Below are 14,903 nucleotides of genomic sequence, written 5' to 3' on the forward strand. Positions count from 1 at the left end.
TTCAGCTTATCTCTTTCGCTCATATCTTTGGTTTTTTTCGGGAGTGTAGAACATCATGCGCACCAACTTCAAAACTTTGCTGTTTTCACTGGGCATCATTGCCAGTAATCTGGTTTTTGCTGCGGCTGATCCCGCTTACGAAAAAATATTCAAGACAGATGCACCAAATGCCAAGGACCATCCCCTGACAGGGCGTTACCAGGGTTCCAGCATCTTGCTGCAGACACAAAAAGCATTTGATGAGATTTCCTTCCCGGCGGGTGCAGCGACTGAGCCTGACTACAGTAGCAACAAGAAGTTTTCCAAAGTACAGAAAGCCGAAGGGGCCTTGACGCGTACTGTGTATCTGGCACCAAAAGGGCGTTCATCGCTGGAAGTGTTCCGCAACTTCACTGATAACCTCGCCAGCAAGGGTTTCAAACCGGTATTCCAGTGTGATAACGATAGCTGCGGCCCTTCCTTCAAGGTCCTGAAATACCACTGGAATGACAAGCGTACCCAGGTGCAGGGTGAGGGCTATGACAATGACCGCAACCGTTTTGTCCAGGCAGTGTTTGATGGCGGCAAGGATATTCGTTATGCCCTGTTGCAAAAAGGCGCGGGCGCTGCCATTACCTATGTGGGTGTCTATGCCGCATTGAATTCTGGCGGCAGTATGGGCGATATCACTGACAGCCTGAGCGACCGCGTATCCGTGCTGGTGGAAGTGCTGGAACCCAAAGCCATGGAGCAAAAGATCGTCACTGTCGATGCCGATGCCATCAGCAAGGAACTGGCGGCCAATGGTGCAGTCAGTTTTTACGGCCTGTATTTTGATACCGACAAAGCCGTCATCAAGCCAGAATCCAAACCCCAGCTTGATGAAATGGCGAAATACCTGAAAGCCAATACCGCCGCTGTCTACATCGTCGGCCATACCGATACCCAGGGCGTGCTTGACTACAATATGACTTTATCTGGCAAACGTGCCCAGGCCGTGGTCGATGCGCTGAAAGGCTATGGCATTACTGATGCCCGTCTGATTGCCAAAGGTGTAGGCCCGCTGGCCCCGCGTGCTTCCAATGCGGCAGATGCTGGCCGTGCCAAAAACAGGCGAGTGGAAATGGTATTGCGTTAAATCGGCAGCGACTTACTTTTTTGCACGTGGATGCGTCTGGTCATAAATCTTGGCCAGATGCTGGAAATCCAGAGAAGTATAAACCTGGGTCGCTGCGATGGAGCTATGGCCCAGCATTTCCTGTACGGCGCGCAAGTCGCCAGACGATTGCAAGACATGTGAGGCGAAAGAATGGCGCAACATATGCGGATGCACATTGGCTGGTATATCCAGGCTTTGTGCATGCGCCTTCAGGCGCAGTTGTATCAGGCGCACAGAAATGCGGGTGCCTCGCTCGCTTAAAAACAGTGGGTGCGGGTCAGCTTTCACCAGCGTAGCACGTATCGCCAGCCAGTCCTGCAAAGCCTCCAGTGCGGGTTTGCCTACGGGCACTATACGTTGCTTGTCGCCTTTGCCTGTTACGTGGACTTCACCTTCCTGCATATCAACCCAGCCTGCCGAGCTATAGCCGGGCTCATTGACCGCTACCACATCCAGGCTGGCCAGTTCAGATACCCGCAAACCACTGGAATACAAGAGTTCAAACATGGCCCGGTTGGCGCGTGCCGTCGGCTGGTCTGCGCCTTTATGGCCTACCAGACGTACTGCATCATCGGCCCCCAGTGCTTTTGGCAGGGGTTTGCCTTTCTTGGGCGCGCGCACGCCTTCGACCGGGTTGGCGGCGAGATCATGCTCTTCCAGCAGCCAGCGATAAAAGCCACGCCAGCTGGAAAGCTTGCGGGCGATGCTACGGGCATTTTGGCCGCCTGCATGCATTTGTGCTGCAAAGCGACGGATATGGTGGGTAGTCAGGCTGGTCAGTCCGGTGCTGCCTGCGAGCTTGATCAGCTCATGCAAATCCAGCAGGTAACTGTCCAGCGTGTGCTGGGACAATTGCCTTTGACTGCGCAAGACCTCCAGATAGCTGGCCAGATACTGATCTTGCGTATTCATACAGCCTTCAATGAATGAAACCTGACAATTGGGACGATGACTTAAAAATGCAGACTTATAGATCTACCATGCAGCTCAGCGCAGCACTGCTGGTATCTGCAATCTTGCTGAGGAAATCTGTCGCCATGTCTTTGGTATAGCGGTTGGGGTCAGGTGAACCCAATACCAGCAAGCCAAAGGTAGGCCCTGTGGTGGACAGGCGCAAAGGCAGCATCGCCAGGGATTCAATAGCCTGATCAGTTTCCAGCCAGGCGGCAGCTTCAAAATCATGGTTCTTGCCGCAGTAGGGCGTGCTCAAACCCTTGGCGAACAATTGCGCATCATCACTGGTGGGGCTGGCAAACCAGGTATGGGTAAAGTCTTCAGCGACATTCCATAAGCGCAGCGTAGCATGCGGCAATTCAAAAATATCCTGCAAACCCTGGGTCAGGGCATGCGGCAAATCAACATCATTGCGTGCCAGCAAAAGAGCGCGGGTCCAGCGCTGGAATTTCTGGCTGATATCGTGGTTTTCTTCAGCAATACGCAGCAAGTCTGCCATGCGCAATTCCAGGCCACGATATTTTTCGCGCACGACTTCCATCTGCCTTTCCTGCAGAGAGATGGCACGTCCCATGACCGGGCTGGTGAGTTTGATGGAACCCAGCAATTCGGCATGTTCTTCAAAAAAATGCGGATGCTGTATCAGGTAGGTGGCGATATCGGTAGAATTCATTGTGTTTCTGTTAAATTAATTTCGCCTTCAAAGACGGTGACAGCGGGGCCGCTGAGGAATACTGGCTGGCCTTCGCCTGCCCAGGCGATAGAGAGTTCACCACCACGCATGCTGACACGTACCGGGCTATCGAGCAAGCCACGGCGTATGCCAGCCACGGCAGCCGCACATGCACCCGTGCCGCAGGCCAGGGTTTCACCGGCACCGCGTTCAAACACGCGCAGGCGTATGTGCTGGCGTGCCACGACTTCCATGAAACCGGCATTCACCCGGCGCGGGAAACGCGGGTGATGTTCTATCAGCGGGCCATCAACGGCAACCGGGAAGTCATCCACAGCAGCTACGACCTGCACGGCATGCGGGTTGCCCATGGAAACGGCAGAAATCCAGACCTGCCTGCCACTGATGTCCAGCGGCCACAAGCTGTCATTGCCCTCTGGCCTGGACTCCAGACCTTCAGCATTGAATGGCACCTGGGCTGCTTCCAGTACTGGTGCGCCCATGTTGACGGTGATATTGCCATCTTCTCCCATGCGCGGCTCTATGACGCCGGACATGGTTTCCACCCGTATGCTGGATTTAGTGGTCAGGCCTTTTTCGATGACAAACTGTACGAAGGCACGCGAGCCATTGCCGCATTGCTCAACTTCGCCACCGTCAGCGTTATAGATGCGGTAGCGGAAGTCAACATCCTGGCTTTCCGGACGTTCTACCACAAGGATCTGGTCTGCACCTATGCCAAAACGGCGGTCGGCAATCAGCCGCCACTGCGCAGGAGTGAAATTGATGTGCTGGTTAATGGCGTCAATAACGACAAAATCGTTGCCCGCACCATGCATTTTGGTGAATTTGAGTTTCATGCAGTGATTATATCCTCAGTCGGCACAGCCCATGTGCTTCTGGCGTTTTCCTCTTACTCCAGTTGATAGACCCCGCAGCCCAGTACCAGGTTGTCATCGACTGCTTCTATATAAGAAGTTTTTGCTTCAGTCTTTTTCGAGACTGGATTGACTATCGTGTAATTGACCCAGCCGCCGGTTTCAGGCAATTCAAACGCATCCCTGACCAGTTTGCGGCCATCCAGGCCATCTACATGGAAGAGATTGACCTTGAGTTTGGCGGCATTGCCTGCAAACGCCAGGTATTGGCCATTGCGGTCAAAGGCGAATACATACATGTCGCGGTCGGCAAAAAGCTTGTCAGCATTGGCGGTAATGATTTGCAGGGCTGGCCTGCCTCTGGAATGGTAAACGGCTACCGCTTTCTTGACCAGGGCATGAGCTTCATCTGCCGTACCCTGCAATAATTTGAAGGCAGACGCTGCTTTGGTGAGGGCATGTGCCTTGTCTTCCAGGCTGATGGAGGCATGTTTGGCTTGTTCTGCCATTTGTGCATTGCTCTGGGTGATTTCATCCAGATGACGCAGGGCTTCCGAAATTTGTGACAGGCCATTGCTTTGTTCACTGGAGGCAACAGAAATGGCATTGATATTATTCGCCAGATCGCGGATGCCGCTGACTATGTCAGTCAGCGTCATGTTGACATTGCTGATCTGGTTAACGCCCTGGTCCACCCTTTGTACAGAATCATCAATCAAGCGCCTGATCTGGCGGGCAGAATCGGCACTGCGTTGCGCCAGGCTGCGTACTTCACTGGCTACAACGGCAAATCCGCGCCCATGTTCACCCGCGCGCGAAGCTTCCACTGCTGCATTCAGCGCCAGAATATCGGTCTGGAAAGAAATGCCGTCGATAAGGCTGACGATTTCCTGTACCTTGCGTGCGCTCTGGTGTATGCCGTTCATGGAATCGACGGCGGCGCGCATGTCGTCCCCTGTGGATTCTGTAATCAGTCGTAAATTTGCTGCCAGGTTGTCGACTGCCCGGGCGCTGTCGGCATTCTTTTTCACCGTATCGGCGAGGTCATCTACGCTGGCCGATGTTTGTTCCAGGCTGGAGGCCTGTTGCTCGGTCCTGACAGTCAGGTCACTTATGTTAGCTGCCAGGCCCTCGCCCAGTTGCGCCACCATGCTGGCATTGCTGCGCACATTGGCGACCAGTCGTGACAAATTGCCATTCATGGCTTCCAGCAAATCGCCGGTTTTCGCCAGTTCATCCTTGCCTATGATGCGTATATGATTGGTCAGGTCGCCTGCGGCAACGGCATGGGCAGCCCGCCCGACCTGGTTCAGCGCAGAGATAAAGTCGCGATAAAAGCCCAGCGCCAGATAGCAGCTGAGTATGATGAGCAGCGCTACTCCCAGACCCAGCAGGCTTTGATACAAATCCATCTGCCTGCTGTGGTCTGTCAGCATCACGCTCAGCTTGCCATGCATCTGGGTTTGCAATGCCAGGGTTTTTTCTATGGACAGAGTGCCCTGGGCAAAATAGGCATTGGCATCACCGTTGATGCTATCTGCCAGCAGGTTTTTTCTGGCCAGTGCAGCAAATGCCTGCGATGCCTCGAAAGCTGCCTGCTCTGCTGTGGCCAGGTTCAAGCCTGCGCGCTGCATTGCCTCATCCAGGTCGGCCACGCTATTCATGGCAGCCTGCAGGGCATCCAGCCGTGAAACCATGCCCGCTTTTTCCGGGAATTCCATGGTCCCGGTTTTGATATAGCTGGCGCCCAGCCCGCGTAACAGCGCCAGATGTTCTATCCAGACTGGCAGCTTGCGCATGGAGATATCCAGCAAAAGAAAATTCGCACTGTCGCTATTCGTCAGCAAGCCCGTTTTTTCATTGAGCAGGGCAGAAAATTGCAAGCTTTGCCTGATCAGACGGCTATGCTGGGCAACATTGTCTTTCACATTGGCGGCGATCTGGCCTGTCGTGAGTTGCCTTAATTCATCCGCACTGGCTTTCCATGGTGCTTGCATGCCCAGGGCTGTGTTGTTATTGAGGAACAGATCAAGCTGGTCCAGGCTGGTTTTTAACTCAGACCTGGTTTTAAGCAGCTCATCTTCCAGATTTTGACCAGATAGTTTGAGGTTCACCTGACCACGGTGTTTTTGTGTCTGTATCACAACTTTCATGATCAGACCATTGGCCTCAACACCCAATAAGCCAGCATGCGCCTGCAAGGTTTCAGTATGGATTTGCCTCAGGGAGAGGCTGGCAAAAAACAACAGTGGCAGTAGCAAAAGGAGAAAGATGCCCAGCAATTTGCTACGCAAACTGAGTTTACTCATCAGCACTGTACAGGGGTGCATGATCTTATCGGTCAGACTGGCTTTATTCCCGGACATACGAATCCTTGCGTTACGGTATCACTGTCTTACTGCCTGATTTGCTGAGGGTCTGCTTCTGCTTATAGTCTATTCTCCCAGATTATTGATATTGATACGAAAGAAATTGCATGTATAAAAAACAAATTTCTTGAGCCGGAACTGCTAGCTACCAGTACACTTTAGGTAAGTGTCAGTCATACTGTACTGGTCTTTTTGTGGGGCACTGTCCATTGGGTTGAACAATACAGCATGTTAATGTGCGCTCCATAAATACTAGATTGAAGTAGTTCGCCTTTCATAATTCAATCTACATTAAAAAGTATATGATTCACTCACAAGGTGATTCTGTTTTGTTGCGCACACCATTGCCATACGATAAAAAGCACGGAGACCCCATGAACGCACCCCTCAAAGTTGAGCAGCAGGCGCTGATCGATAACAATATTTCCCTGGACGATAAATTTACGCTGGAGCGCGGCCGCGCCTTCATGACCGGCACCCAGGCCCTGATACGTCTGATGATGTTGCAGCGCCAGGCCGATGAAAAAGCTGGCCTCAATACCGGCGGCTACATCAGCGGTTATCGCGGCTCACCGCTGGGTAACGTCGACCTGACTGCTGCCAAGGCAAAAAAACATCTGGCCAAGCATCACGTCAAATTTCACCCTGGCGTGAATGAAGACCTGGCAGCTACGACAGTCTGGGGTACGCAACAGGTGAATATGTTCCCTGGTGCGAAATATGATGGTGTGTTTGCCATGTGGTATGGCAAGGGCCCAGGTGTAGACCGTTGCGGTGACGTATTCAAGCATGCCAATCTGGCGGGTACCTCAAAACATGGTGGTGTACTGGTCGTGGCGGGTGATGATCATGCCGCCAAGTCGTCTACTGCAGCGCATCAGAGTGAACATATCCTTAAAGCCTGTGGTATCCCGGTCTTGTATCCATCTACCGTGCAGGAATATCTGGACTATGGCCTGCATGGCATCGCCATGTCGCGCTATACCGGCCTGTGGGTGTCGATGAAATGTGTGACTGACATCGTCGAATCCGGCGCTGTTGTTGATATTGACCCGGACCGTGTCAAACCAGTGATTCCTGGAGATTTTGTCTTGCCTGCCGATGGCGTGAACATCCGCACACCAGACCCGGTGCTGGCGCAAGAAATCCGCATGAATAACTATAAATGGTATGCGGCCCTCGCTTATGCGCGTGCCAACAAGCTCAATAAAATTATCTGGGACAGCCCGGTTGCCAAGATCGGTATCATCACTGCCGGTAAATCCTACCTCGACACCCGTCAGGCGCTGGCCGACCTCGGTATTGATGAGCAAGTCGCCAAAGACATAGGCATACGCCTGTACAAGATAGGCCTGACCTGGCCGCTGGAATCTGAAGGCGTGCGTGAATTCGCCACCGGCCTGGAAGAAATCCTGGTGGTTGAAGAAAAACGCCAGATCCTTGAATACGCCTTGAAAGAAGAACTGTACAACTGGGAAGACAAAGTCCGCCCACGCGTGGTTGGTAAGTTCGATGATAGTGGTGAATGGAGTAACCTGCATGGTTCTGGCCATGGTGAATGGTTGCTGCCCGCGACGTATGAACTAAGCCCGGCTCAGATCGCTCGCGCGATTGCTTCCCGCATCAGCCGTTACTTCGCTGGTCACCCTGTAGAGCAACGCGTCAAGGAACGCGTGGCTTATCTGGAAGCCAAGGAAGCGATGCTCAATACCGTTTCCAAGCCTGACCCTAACAAAGACCGTGTACCGCATTTCTGTTCCGGCTGCCCGCACAATACATCCACCAAAGTACCTGAGGGCAGCCGTGCCCTGGCTGGTATCGGTTGCCATTACATGGTTACCTGGATGGACCGTGAAACTTCCACCTTCACCCACATGGGTGCAGAAGGGGTAACCTGGGTAGGCCAGGCACCATTCACGACCGAGAACCATGTGTTCTGTAATCTGGGTGATGGTACTTACTATCACTCGGGCTTGCTGGCTATCCGTGCTGCGGTATCTGGTGAAGTCAATATCACTTACAAGATATTGTTCAATGATGCTGTCGCCATGACAGGTGGCCAGGAATTCGATGGCCCGCTGGACCCTGGCATGATCTCCCGTCAGATCGCGGCTGAAGGCGTAGGCCCTATCATCGTCGTCACTGACGAGCCAGAAAAATATGGTGCAGGCTATCCCTGGGCTGCTGGCGTCACCGTGCGTCATCGTAGTGAACTTGATGCCGTGCAACGTGAACTGCGCGTGGCCAAGGGCGTCTCTGCCATGATTTACGACCAGACCTGCGCGTCCGAAAAACGCCGCCGCAGGAAAAAATTCGACAAGGATGGAAAGCCTGGCTTCCCTGACCCTGCCAAACGTGTAGTCATCAATGAAGCAGTCTGTGAAGGTTGTGGCGATTGCTCAGTGCAATCCAACTGCCTGTCAGTCGAGCCGCTGGAAACCGAATTCGGTCGCAAGCGCCAGATCAACCAGTCTTCCTGCAACAAGGATTTTTCCTGTGTCACAGGTTTTTGCCCCAGCTTTGTCACCGTTGAAGGCGGCAAGCTGAAGAAACCAGCAAAAACGAAAATTGAGCCAGGTAATGCACTCGACGTGAATGCACTGCCTTACCCAGCCCTGCCTGATACCAAAACACCTTTCGGTGTACTGGTGACCGGTGTCGGTGGTACTGGCGTCATCACCATCGGCCAGATCATGGCCATGGCCGCGCATTTGCAAGGCAAAGCCTGTTCCGTGCTGGACATGACAGGTTTGGCGCAAAAGGGTGGCGCGGTGATGTCACACGTGCGCCTGGCTGACAAGGCTGACGACATACAGTCGACGCGCGTAGGTACAGGCATGGCTGATCTGGTCATAGGCTGTGATCTGATCGTGACGGCAGGCAAGGATGCGCTGTCCCGCATGGGCGAAGGCCGTACCCATGCTGCCATCAATGCCAATGGTTCGCCAACGTCGACCTTCATCAAGAATCCTAACTGGCAATTCCCGGCTGAATCAGCCGAAGGCGATATCCGCAAAGCCTGCGGTGCTGACCGTGTCGATCTGATCGACGCAGCCTCGATAGCCACCGCCTTGATGGGTGACAATATTGCGACGAATATGTTCATCCTTGGCTATTCCTGGCAAAAAGGCTGGGTACCGCTGGAAGAAGTCGCCCTGATGCGTGCGATTGAACTCAATGGCGTATCTATCGACTTCAACAAGCAGGCATTCAACTGGGGCCGTCTGGCTGCGCATGACCTGGCAGCGGTACAGCGTCTGGTGACACCGGCACAAGTCATAGAACTGAAACGCGCACCGACGCTGGATGACACCATCAACAAGCGCGTGGCATTTTTGACGGATTACCAGGATGCCGCTTACGCCAGCCAGTACAGTGACTTTGTTGCCCAGGTCAAAGCCGCGGAAAGCAAACTCGTCGATGGCAACAAGCCTTTGCGTCTGACAGAAGCAGTAGCGAAATACCTGTTCAAGCTGATGGCTTACAAAGACGAATATGAAGTCGCACGCCTATACACTGACGGCAAGTTCCAAAAGAAAATTGCCGACATGTTTGAAGGCGACTACGCCATCAACTTCCACCTCGCACCGCCATTACTGGCCAAGCGTGATGACAAGGGCCACTTGATCAAGCAGCAGTTTGGCCCATGGATGATGAAAGCTTTTGGCATACTGGCCAAGTTCAAATCCCTGCGTGGCGGCACTTTTGATATCTTTGGCTACACCGAAGAACGCAGAATGGAACGTGCCTTGCCGGTAGAGTACAAGCAGACCCTGAACAAGTTGCTGCCTTTACTGAATGCAGATAATTTGTCCAAGGCAGTAGCGATAGCCAGCATTCCTGAAGACATACGCGGTTATGGTCATGTCAAGGAAAGGCATTTCAAGGCTGCCAAGGCCAAGGAAGCGACGCTGATTGCTGAATTCAATACGGCACAGTCTGCGCAAAAAGCTGCCTGATATAGCTTGATCTAAGATAGTTGTGAAAAAACAGGTCGCTCACGGGCGACCTGTTTTGCTTGTTAGCCTGGTTTTAAAAATCGTAATAGAAAATTCTTGCTTCTACTCGCTAGTAGTCAACATTATTTATCGCTAAGTCGAATCTGTTTGATCACAATTTCCTGCACGGGCATATGCTCGTATAAGTTACGTACTTCAACTGCAGTTTGAGCGATCTGATCTGCGACAGCCATACCTTCAACTACACGACCAAATACAGCATAGCCGCTGATCTCAGTGCCCGCAGGAGCTAGCTGTGGGCCCGCCAGGGTAGGCACCATGGTTTCTTTCTCATAAAGGTAATAGTCAAGAAATTGATTGTCCTTGAGGTTAATAAAGAAACCTGTGGGCACAGATACTCTATTGCCTACTTTGGTTGTGGACATCGCTATTGTGCCGCGTTGATTTTTGAGGCCATTCTTTACTTCTGGAGCAAAAATTGGCAGAGCAAAATCTGCTTGCAGGGATATATTCCCTCCACTTTCAGTTGCTTTTGCCAATTCACCACCTTGTATCAAAAAATCTTTTACGGCACGATGAATGATGCTGTTTTTGTATATTCCCGCCTTTACATATTTAATAAAAGCAGCAACCGTTTTTGGCGACTGTCTGGCATTCAATTCTATTTTGATGTTTCCTTCAGACGTTTCGATGATGGCGTAACGCGATTGGGCAACTGCACTTGTTGCTGTAAAGAGGAAAAAAGTCAGGCACAAGAATTTTTTGATCATGATTTCAACATCCCTGTGATTGAAATACCGAAACGCGTTTCATGATTCTCGTCCCATCATTCGTCTTTTTCCACTGACTGTACATGCCATTATTATAGTGAGGCTGCCAGCTCAGGGCGATGGACAAGATGCCGCTGCCATCGAGGTCTCCGGCCGTCACGGACATGGGGTCTTCCTGATAAGGGTTGGTTACCAATAAGACCTGGCGTTTTCCTTTGTGGTAGAGACTGATTACCAGACTGCGTGGGCAGCCTCCGTAGGCACCATAATATAATTGTGAAATGTAGGCAGGGCCATGGACTTGTTCGCAGAATACAGGTAGTTCTTCTACTAGCAGGCGATATTTTTCTTCATCAAAGCTGAATACCAGATCGCGTTTGATTTCTGCTTTTGCCGGTTCCAGCGAGATCTTGGGTGCTTCCTCATTGTCTGCATTGGCATTTTCACTTACTGTGCGGTTAACTAGCAATAAATTAGAGACAGTCATGGCACCAGATTTTGCCATTTTGCGCGCCTTCTCTTGCCTAGACGCAGTGACCGTCGTTTGTGGCAGCGTATAAACCGGATAAGGCCGTGGTGAATTCAGTAATTGTGATTCCTGATAATCTGCCTCACCGACACCGGAAGAGAATCCCATATCAGGCTTGTCACTATCAATAGTGATGCCAAGCACGGTGTATTGCCAGTTGGTGTTGCTGATAGAAAGAATGTAATCGGTTTCTCCCGTGATTAAAGTTCTCTGTATCAAAAAGTCTGGTAGTCCGTCGCCATTGAGATCGCCATACCACATGAGTTTCTGCTCACTAAAAATCATGCCAGGCGCGCGATCCAGTATGATGCTGTCAGGTTTACCGGGAACACTCATCAGTAGTTGCATGGACCCTGGCAATATTTTTGCATCGGCGCTCTTTTGATAAACTGCACGCAGTTCCAGTTTTTTTGCGTCAAGGCTGACGGCTTTTTTCCAGCCTTCTCTGATGGTTTCTTTTATTGTTGTCCCACTTTTGCAAAACGAGTTTGTCTTTTGGAATGATGTAGTGCCTAAGCCTTTAAGTATGAATAAAGCGGATTCAGGAACAACAGGTTCTATGAGAAAGTTTTTTGCATCTTGTCTGTCCCAGTTAAATGGCAACGACTTCTTGCGGAAACCCTGGAACGGGCTGCAGGATAATTTTTCACCATCCCACATTAAAACTTGCCAGGATTTGATACTGCCTTTTTCAGCACCAAAATAAGTTTTGCCATGCTCTTCTACCGTGGTATTTTCTACTTCTTGCATACCTAAAGGTATGCTTTCTATGGCTTGCGCAGATACAGTCTGGTGCAAGCTGCCAAACAACAGGCTGAAAATCAAAATACCAGAAAAACTTGTCATGCTCTTACCTGCATAAAATGAAAATTTGGACGAATCGCTCATGTGAGTGGAATACAATTATCCATACATTCTGTGAGAAGAACCATGCGTGCAAAAATTTCTTTTTTTGAGCCTTGCCTTACAATGCTGCTTTCATCCAATTTCCTGCCACCGATATGCAAGCACGTCCTTTCATCGCTACTGCCGCCATCCTCATGTTCACAGGCGTGGCTGCCGGTGCCTTTGGTGCACATGGCTTGAAGCAAATGCTGAGTGCCGACATGCTGGCTATCTGGCAAACGGCAGTGACTTACCAGATGGTGCATGGCCTGGGCATGCTGGCGCTGGGCATCATGTTGCAACAGCAGGATAATGCCCTGTTGCGCAAGGCTGCTTGGGCCATGCTGGCGGGGGTAATCATTTTCAGTGGCAGCCTGTATGCGCTGGCCCTGACGGGTGTGCGTATACTTGGGGCGATCACGCCCATAGGCGGCGTGGCCTTCCTGGTGGGCTGGGCGATGCTGGCCTGGGCGGTAATCCGGCGCTAAGCCAAAGTCAGATCATAACTGCTGAGTCCGGCCATTTGATCTGCTCAAACAGAGCTTGCAGCTTTGCCGTGCGTGCAGGATTGATCATGCGCATATAGGCGAGCTTGCCTGCCAGATGAGCGCGAAAATTGGCATGTCCTTCGCGGTTTTGTGATGCTGGATTACTGCGCAGGCAGTTGGTCAAAATCGCTTTCAGGGTATCGTAATCAGCGCGCTTGATATTGCAGTGGCGGTTAACGACGATACCTGTGACTTGCTGCCTGGTTGAGGCGCGCATGATGCGGGTCTTTTTGTAATTCAATACAAAACCTTCTTCCAGCACGATGGCAGCCACCTGCGGGATAACGCGTCGCAGGCTTTGGTCAAATTGCTCATCACCAGAAAATGTCAGGTCATCTGCATAGCGGCTATAACTGGCCTGCATGCTGTCTGCCAATGCTTGCAGGCGCATATCAAGGCGGTAAGCACATAGATTGGCAAGGGCAGGGGAGGTCGGTGCACCTTGTGGCAGATGCGGACTGCGCAATAGATGTGCAGAACTGAGTGGAGCAAGGTAGCGGGTTTTTTCTTTGGCGATAACAGTAGGAGTGCGATTGCTGCATAGCCTTGCCAGCGTACCTGCCACTTTTTCTGGATAGCCCAGTTTGGCAAACAGCGCATGCAGACGTGAACCTGGAATGCTCGTAAAAAAGTCCTTCAAATCCAGCCGCACCACGACAAGTTTTCCTGTGTGTTGTGCCGCATGGCTGATACTCGAACGGCCTTGCTGAAATGCCTGTGCAGCAGCATGTGGCGGTACTTGGTTCAATATCCGTTGCAGGATTTTTCTTTGTATATTGCGCAGGCGTGACTTGGGTATTTCCAGCAGTCGCCAGCCACCAGTAGCTTTTTCCAGCCAGCGGTAATGGTAATGTCTCAGTTGTGGTGCTGCCTGCGCATCCTGTCGCCATTGGTCGGCAAACCATGCCAGTTCATTAACAGTCAGGTTCAGGTGTCTGGCCAGATCAGCGGAGTTATTAAATTCAGGTAAGGCCAGGGCTTGCAGCCATGCCGGTTTTTCAGGGGCTATGGCGGGCAACAGGCAATACTGTTTGATTTGCGGTTTGTCTTTGCCGCGCCAAGCATCGTAGTAGCCGTGATCATCCAGTATGATTGCAGCGATTTCATGGCGGCTGTAATGATAAAAATGCGGGCCAGCATGCAGGTAAATTTTTGGGCACAGTGACGGTATCCACGGCCATTTTTTACCCAAGACCCAGCTCATGTTTTTCATCAGGGCGATATGGCTGCATTCACCTGCCAGTAAGGCGTCGGCGATGGCTAAAGCGACCTGTTTGGGAATGTCCATGAGTGAAGGCAGTGGCGTATGATCGTCGGCAGCGGAGCGGCGGAGAGCCTGCAACCAGTCTCGTCAAGTGTGAGCCAATCTGCATGAAGTGCAGGGCGGCTCACGCGATGAAATACCAGGTAAATTTATCCCGCGGGGTAACCCCGCAGAGGCACTATGGACTTGCGTCTGAGCGCCAGCTTGCAGGGTCCGCCGCAATGAGAAGATAGAGTATGCAATCGTGCCTGTCAATCCTCGCATTCCAAACGACAACTATTACTCGCTATATTTTTCTACTGCTCTTTGATAAGCGGGTCGCGCCGCTATCATATCGACAAAGCGTGTCAGGTTAGGGAAGGCTTCACGACCCGCACCGCGCACGGCTGACTGTACGGCGAAAGACAGTTGTATGTCCGCGCCCGTCAGGCTGTCACCGACGAAATAATCACGGCCTTCGAGTTCGCCATTCAGATAACCAAAATGGTTTGCCACTTCACCGTTGATACGTGGATGCAAGGGGGCACCTGCTTCACCCAGGCGGCTCACATACAGCTTCAGCAGTAGTGGCAACATGGCCGAACCTTCGGCATAGTGCAGGAACTGCACATAGCGGTTGTAGTCCGACGTACCCACGGCAGGTGCGAGGTGGCCATTGCCATAAGTGCGTATCAGATAATCGATGATGGCACCAGATTCAATCAGGGTCTGGTCTTTGTCGCGCACGATTGGTGCTTTACCCAGCGGATGTATCTTTTGCAGTTCTGGTGGTGCCAGCCGTGTCTTGGGATCGCGGTCATAAGAAATGACGGTGTAATCCAGCCCCAGTTCTTCCAGCAACCAGGTGATACGGCGTGAGCGTGATTCTTTTAAATGGTGGACTTCTATCATGGCAGCCTCGCGGTGTGGGGAAATGAGAAAATCGGAAAAACCCAT

General features: G+C 51.8%; 11 protein-coding genes. 3 read left to right on the forward strand and 8 right to left on the reverse strand.

Translation table 11 applies throughout. The features are described from left to right. Window positions 1-55 precede the first annotated feature (55 nt). Window positions 56-1,117 carry an OmpA family protein gene (locus DFR42_RS17585; RefSeq protein ID WP_110256332.1) on the forward strand — a complete coding sequence of 354 codons (1,062 nt, stop codon included), beginning with the start codon at window positions 56-58 and terminating at the stop codon, window positions 1,115-1,117. A 12-nt stretch (window positions 1,118-1,129) separates the two neighbouring features. On the opposite strand, the gene xerC is transcribed toward DFR42_RS17585, so the two are convergent. The 4 genes from xerC to DFR42_RS17605 are packed head-to-tail and all read right to left on the reverse strand — an operon-like array spanning window position 1,130 to window position 6,009. Next, on the reverse strand, window positions 1,130-2,050 hold the full coding sequence (gene xerC, locus DFR42_RS17590) for a tyrosine recombinase XerC (RefSeq protein WP_110256333.1): 921 nt from the start codon (window positions 2,048-2,050) through the stop codon (window positions 1,130-1,132). A gap of 55 nt (window positions 2,051-2,105) precedes the next feature. Continuing rightward, the gene (locus DFR42_RS17595) at window positions 2,106-2,765 is read right to left on the reverse strand and encodes a DUF484 family protein (RefSeq protein WP_110256334.1); all 660 of its coding nucleotides are present in this window, start codon (window positions 2,763-2,765) and stop codon (window positions 2,106-2,108) included. Next, complete coding sequence (gene dapF / locus DFR42_RS17600) at window positions 2,762-3,625, reverse strand: diaminopimelate epimerase (RefSeq protein ID WP_110256335.1); 864 nt, start codon at window positions 3,623-3,625, stop codon at window positions 2,762-2,764. The genes DFR42_RS17595 and dapF overlap by 4 nt, the downstream gene beginning before the upstream one ends. A gap of 53 nt (window positions 3,626-3,678) precedes the next feature. Next, on the reverse strand, window positions 3,679-6,009 hold the full coding sequence (locus tag DFR42_RS17605; protein WP_110256336.1) for a methyl-accepting chemotaxis protein: 2,331 nt from the start codon (window positions 6,007-6,009) through the stop codon (window positions 3,679-3,681). A gap of 377 nt (window positions 6,010-6,386) precedes the next feature. Here DFR42_RS17605 and DFR42_RS17610 point away from each other — a divergent pair, with 377 nt between their 5' ends. Continuing rightward, window positions 6,387-9,971 carry an indolepyruvate ferredoxin oxidoreductase family protein gene (locus DFR42_RS17610; RefSeq protein ID WP_110256337.1) on the forward strand — a complete coding sequence of 1,195 codons (3,585 nt, stop codon included), beginning with the start codon at window positions 6,387-6,389 and terminating at the stop codon, window positions 9,969-9,971. Between the two features lie 122 nt (window positions 9,972-10,093). On the opposite strand, the gene DFR42_RS17615 is transcribed toward DFR42_RS17610, so the two are convergent. Continuing rightward, the gene (locus tag DFR42_RS17615; protein ID WP_110256338.1) at window positions 10,094-10,741 is read right to left on the reverse strand and encodes a peptidylprolyl isomerase; all 648 of its coding nucleotides are present in this window, start codon (window positions 10,739-10,741) and stop codon (window positions 10,094-10,096) included. A 4-nt stretch (window positions 10,742-10,745) separates the two neighbouring features. Further along, a complete protein-coding gene (locus DFR42_RS17620) occupies window positions 10,746-12,020 on the reverse strand; it encodes a hypothetical protein (protein WP_146218883.1) in 1,275 nt (424 codons plus the stop codon). A 251-nt stretch (window positions 12,021-12,271) separates the two neighbouring features. Between DFR42_RS17620 and DFR42_RS17625 the strand changes: the two genes are divergently transcribed. Then, window positions 12,272-12,643: a DUF423 domain-containing protein gene (locus DFR42_RS17625; RefSeq protein WP_110256575.1), complete on the forward strand. Its 372-nt coding sequence runs from the start codon at window positions 12,272-12,274 to the stop codon at window positions 12,641-12,643. Between the two features lie 7 nt (window positions 12,644-12,650). Here DFR42_RS17625 and DFR42_RS17630 read toward each other — a convergent pair whose 3' ends face one another. Both DFR42_RS17630 and DFR42_RS17635 read right to left on the reverse strand, forming a co-directional pair. Beyond that, window positions 12,651-13,991 carry a reverse transcriptase family protein gene (locus DFR42_RS17630; protein ID WP_110256340.1) on the reverse strand — a complete coding sequence of 447 codons (1,341 nt, stop codon included), beginning with the start codon at window positions 13,989-13,991 and terminating at the stop codon, window positions 12,651-12,653. A gap of 255 nt (window positions 13,992-14,246) precedes the next feature. Further along, window positions 14,247-14,858, reverse strand: a complete 612-nt coding sequence (locus DFR42_RS17635; RefSeq protein WP_110256576.1) for a glutathione S-transferase family protein — start codon at window positions 14,856-14,858, stop codon at window positions 14,247-14,249. Window positions 14,859-14,903 lie beyond the last annotated feature (45 nt).

Source organism: Undibacterium pigrum (assembly GCF_003201815.1).
GTDB classification, from domain to species: Bacteria; Pseudomonadota; Gammaproteobacteria; order Burkholderiales; family Burkholderiaceae_D; genus Undibacterium; species Undibacterium pigrum.

Excerpts from the sequence above, each read along its gene's own strand:
- DFR42_RS17585 (WP_110256332.1), top strand. The coding sequence starts at position 56 with ATGCGCACCAACTTCAAAACTTTGCTGTTTTCACTGGGCATCATTGCC.
- xerC (WP_110256333.1), bottom strand. The coding sequence starts at position 2,050 with ATGAATACGCAAGATCAGTATCTGGCCAGCTATCTGGAGGTCTTGCGC.
- dapF (WP_110256335.1), bottom strand. The coding sequence starts at position 3,625 with ATGAAACTCAAATTCACCAAAATGCATGGTGCGGGCAACGATTTTGTC.
- DFR42_RS17620 (WP_146218883.1), bottom strand. The coding sequence starts at position 12,020 with ATGCAAGAAGTAGAAAATACCACGGTAGAAGAGCATGGCAAAACTTAT.
- DFR42_RS17610 (WP_110256337.1), top strand. The coding sequence starts at position 6,387 with ATGAACGCACCCCTCAAAGTTGAGCAGCAGGCGCTGATCGATAACAAT.
- DFR42_RS17605 (WP_110256336.1), bottom strand. The coding sequence starts at position 6,009 with ATGTCCGGGAATAAAGCCAGTCTGACCGATAAGATCATGCACCCCTGT.
- DFR42_RS17630 (WP_110256340.1), bottom strand. The coding sequence starts at position 13,991 with ATGGACATTCCCAAACAGGTCGCTTTAGCCATCGCCGACGCCTTACTG.
- DFR42_RS17625 (WP_110256575.1), top strand. The coding sequence starts at position 12,272 with ATGCAAGCACGTCCTTTCATCGCTACTGCCGCCATCCTCATGTTCACA.
- DFR42_RS17595 (WP_110256334.1), bottom strand. The coding sequence starts at position 2,765 with ATGAATTCTACCGATATCGCCACCTACCTGATACAGCATCCGCATTTT.
- DFR42_RS17615 (WP_110256338.1), bottom strand. The coding sequence starts at position 10,741 with ATGATCAAAAAATTCTTGTGCCTGACTTTTTTCCTCTTTACAGCAACA.
- DFR42_RS17635 (WP_110256576.1), bottom strand. The coding sequence starts at position 14,858 with ATGATAGAAGTCCACCATTTAAAAGAATCACGCTCACGCCGTATCACC.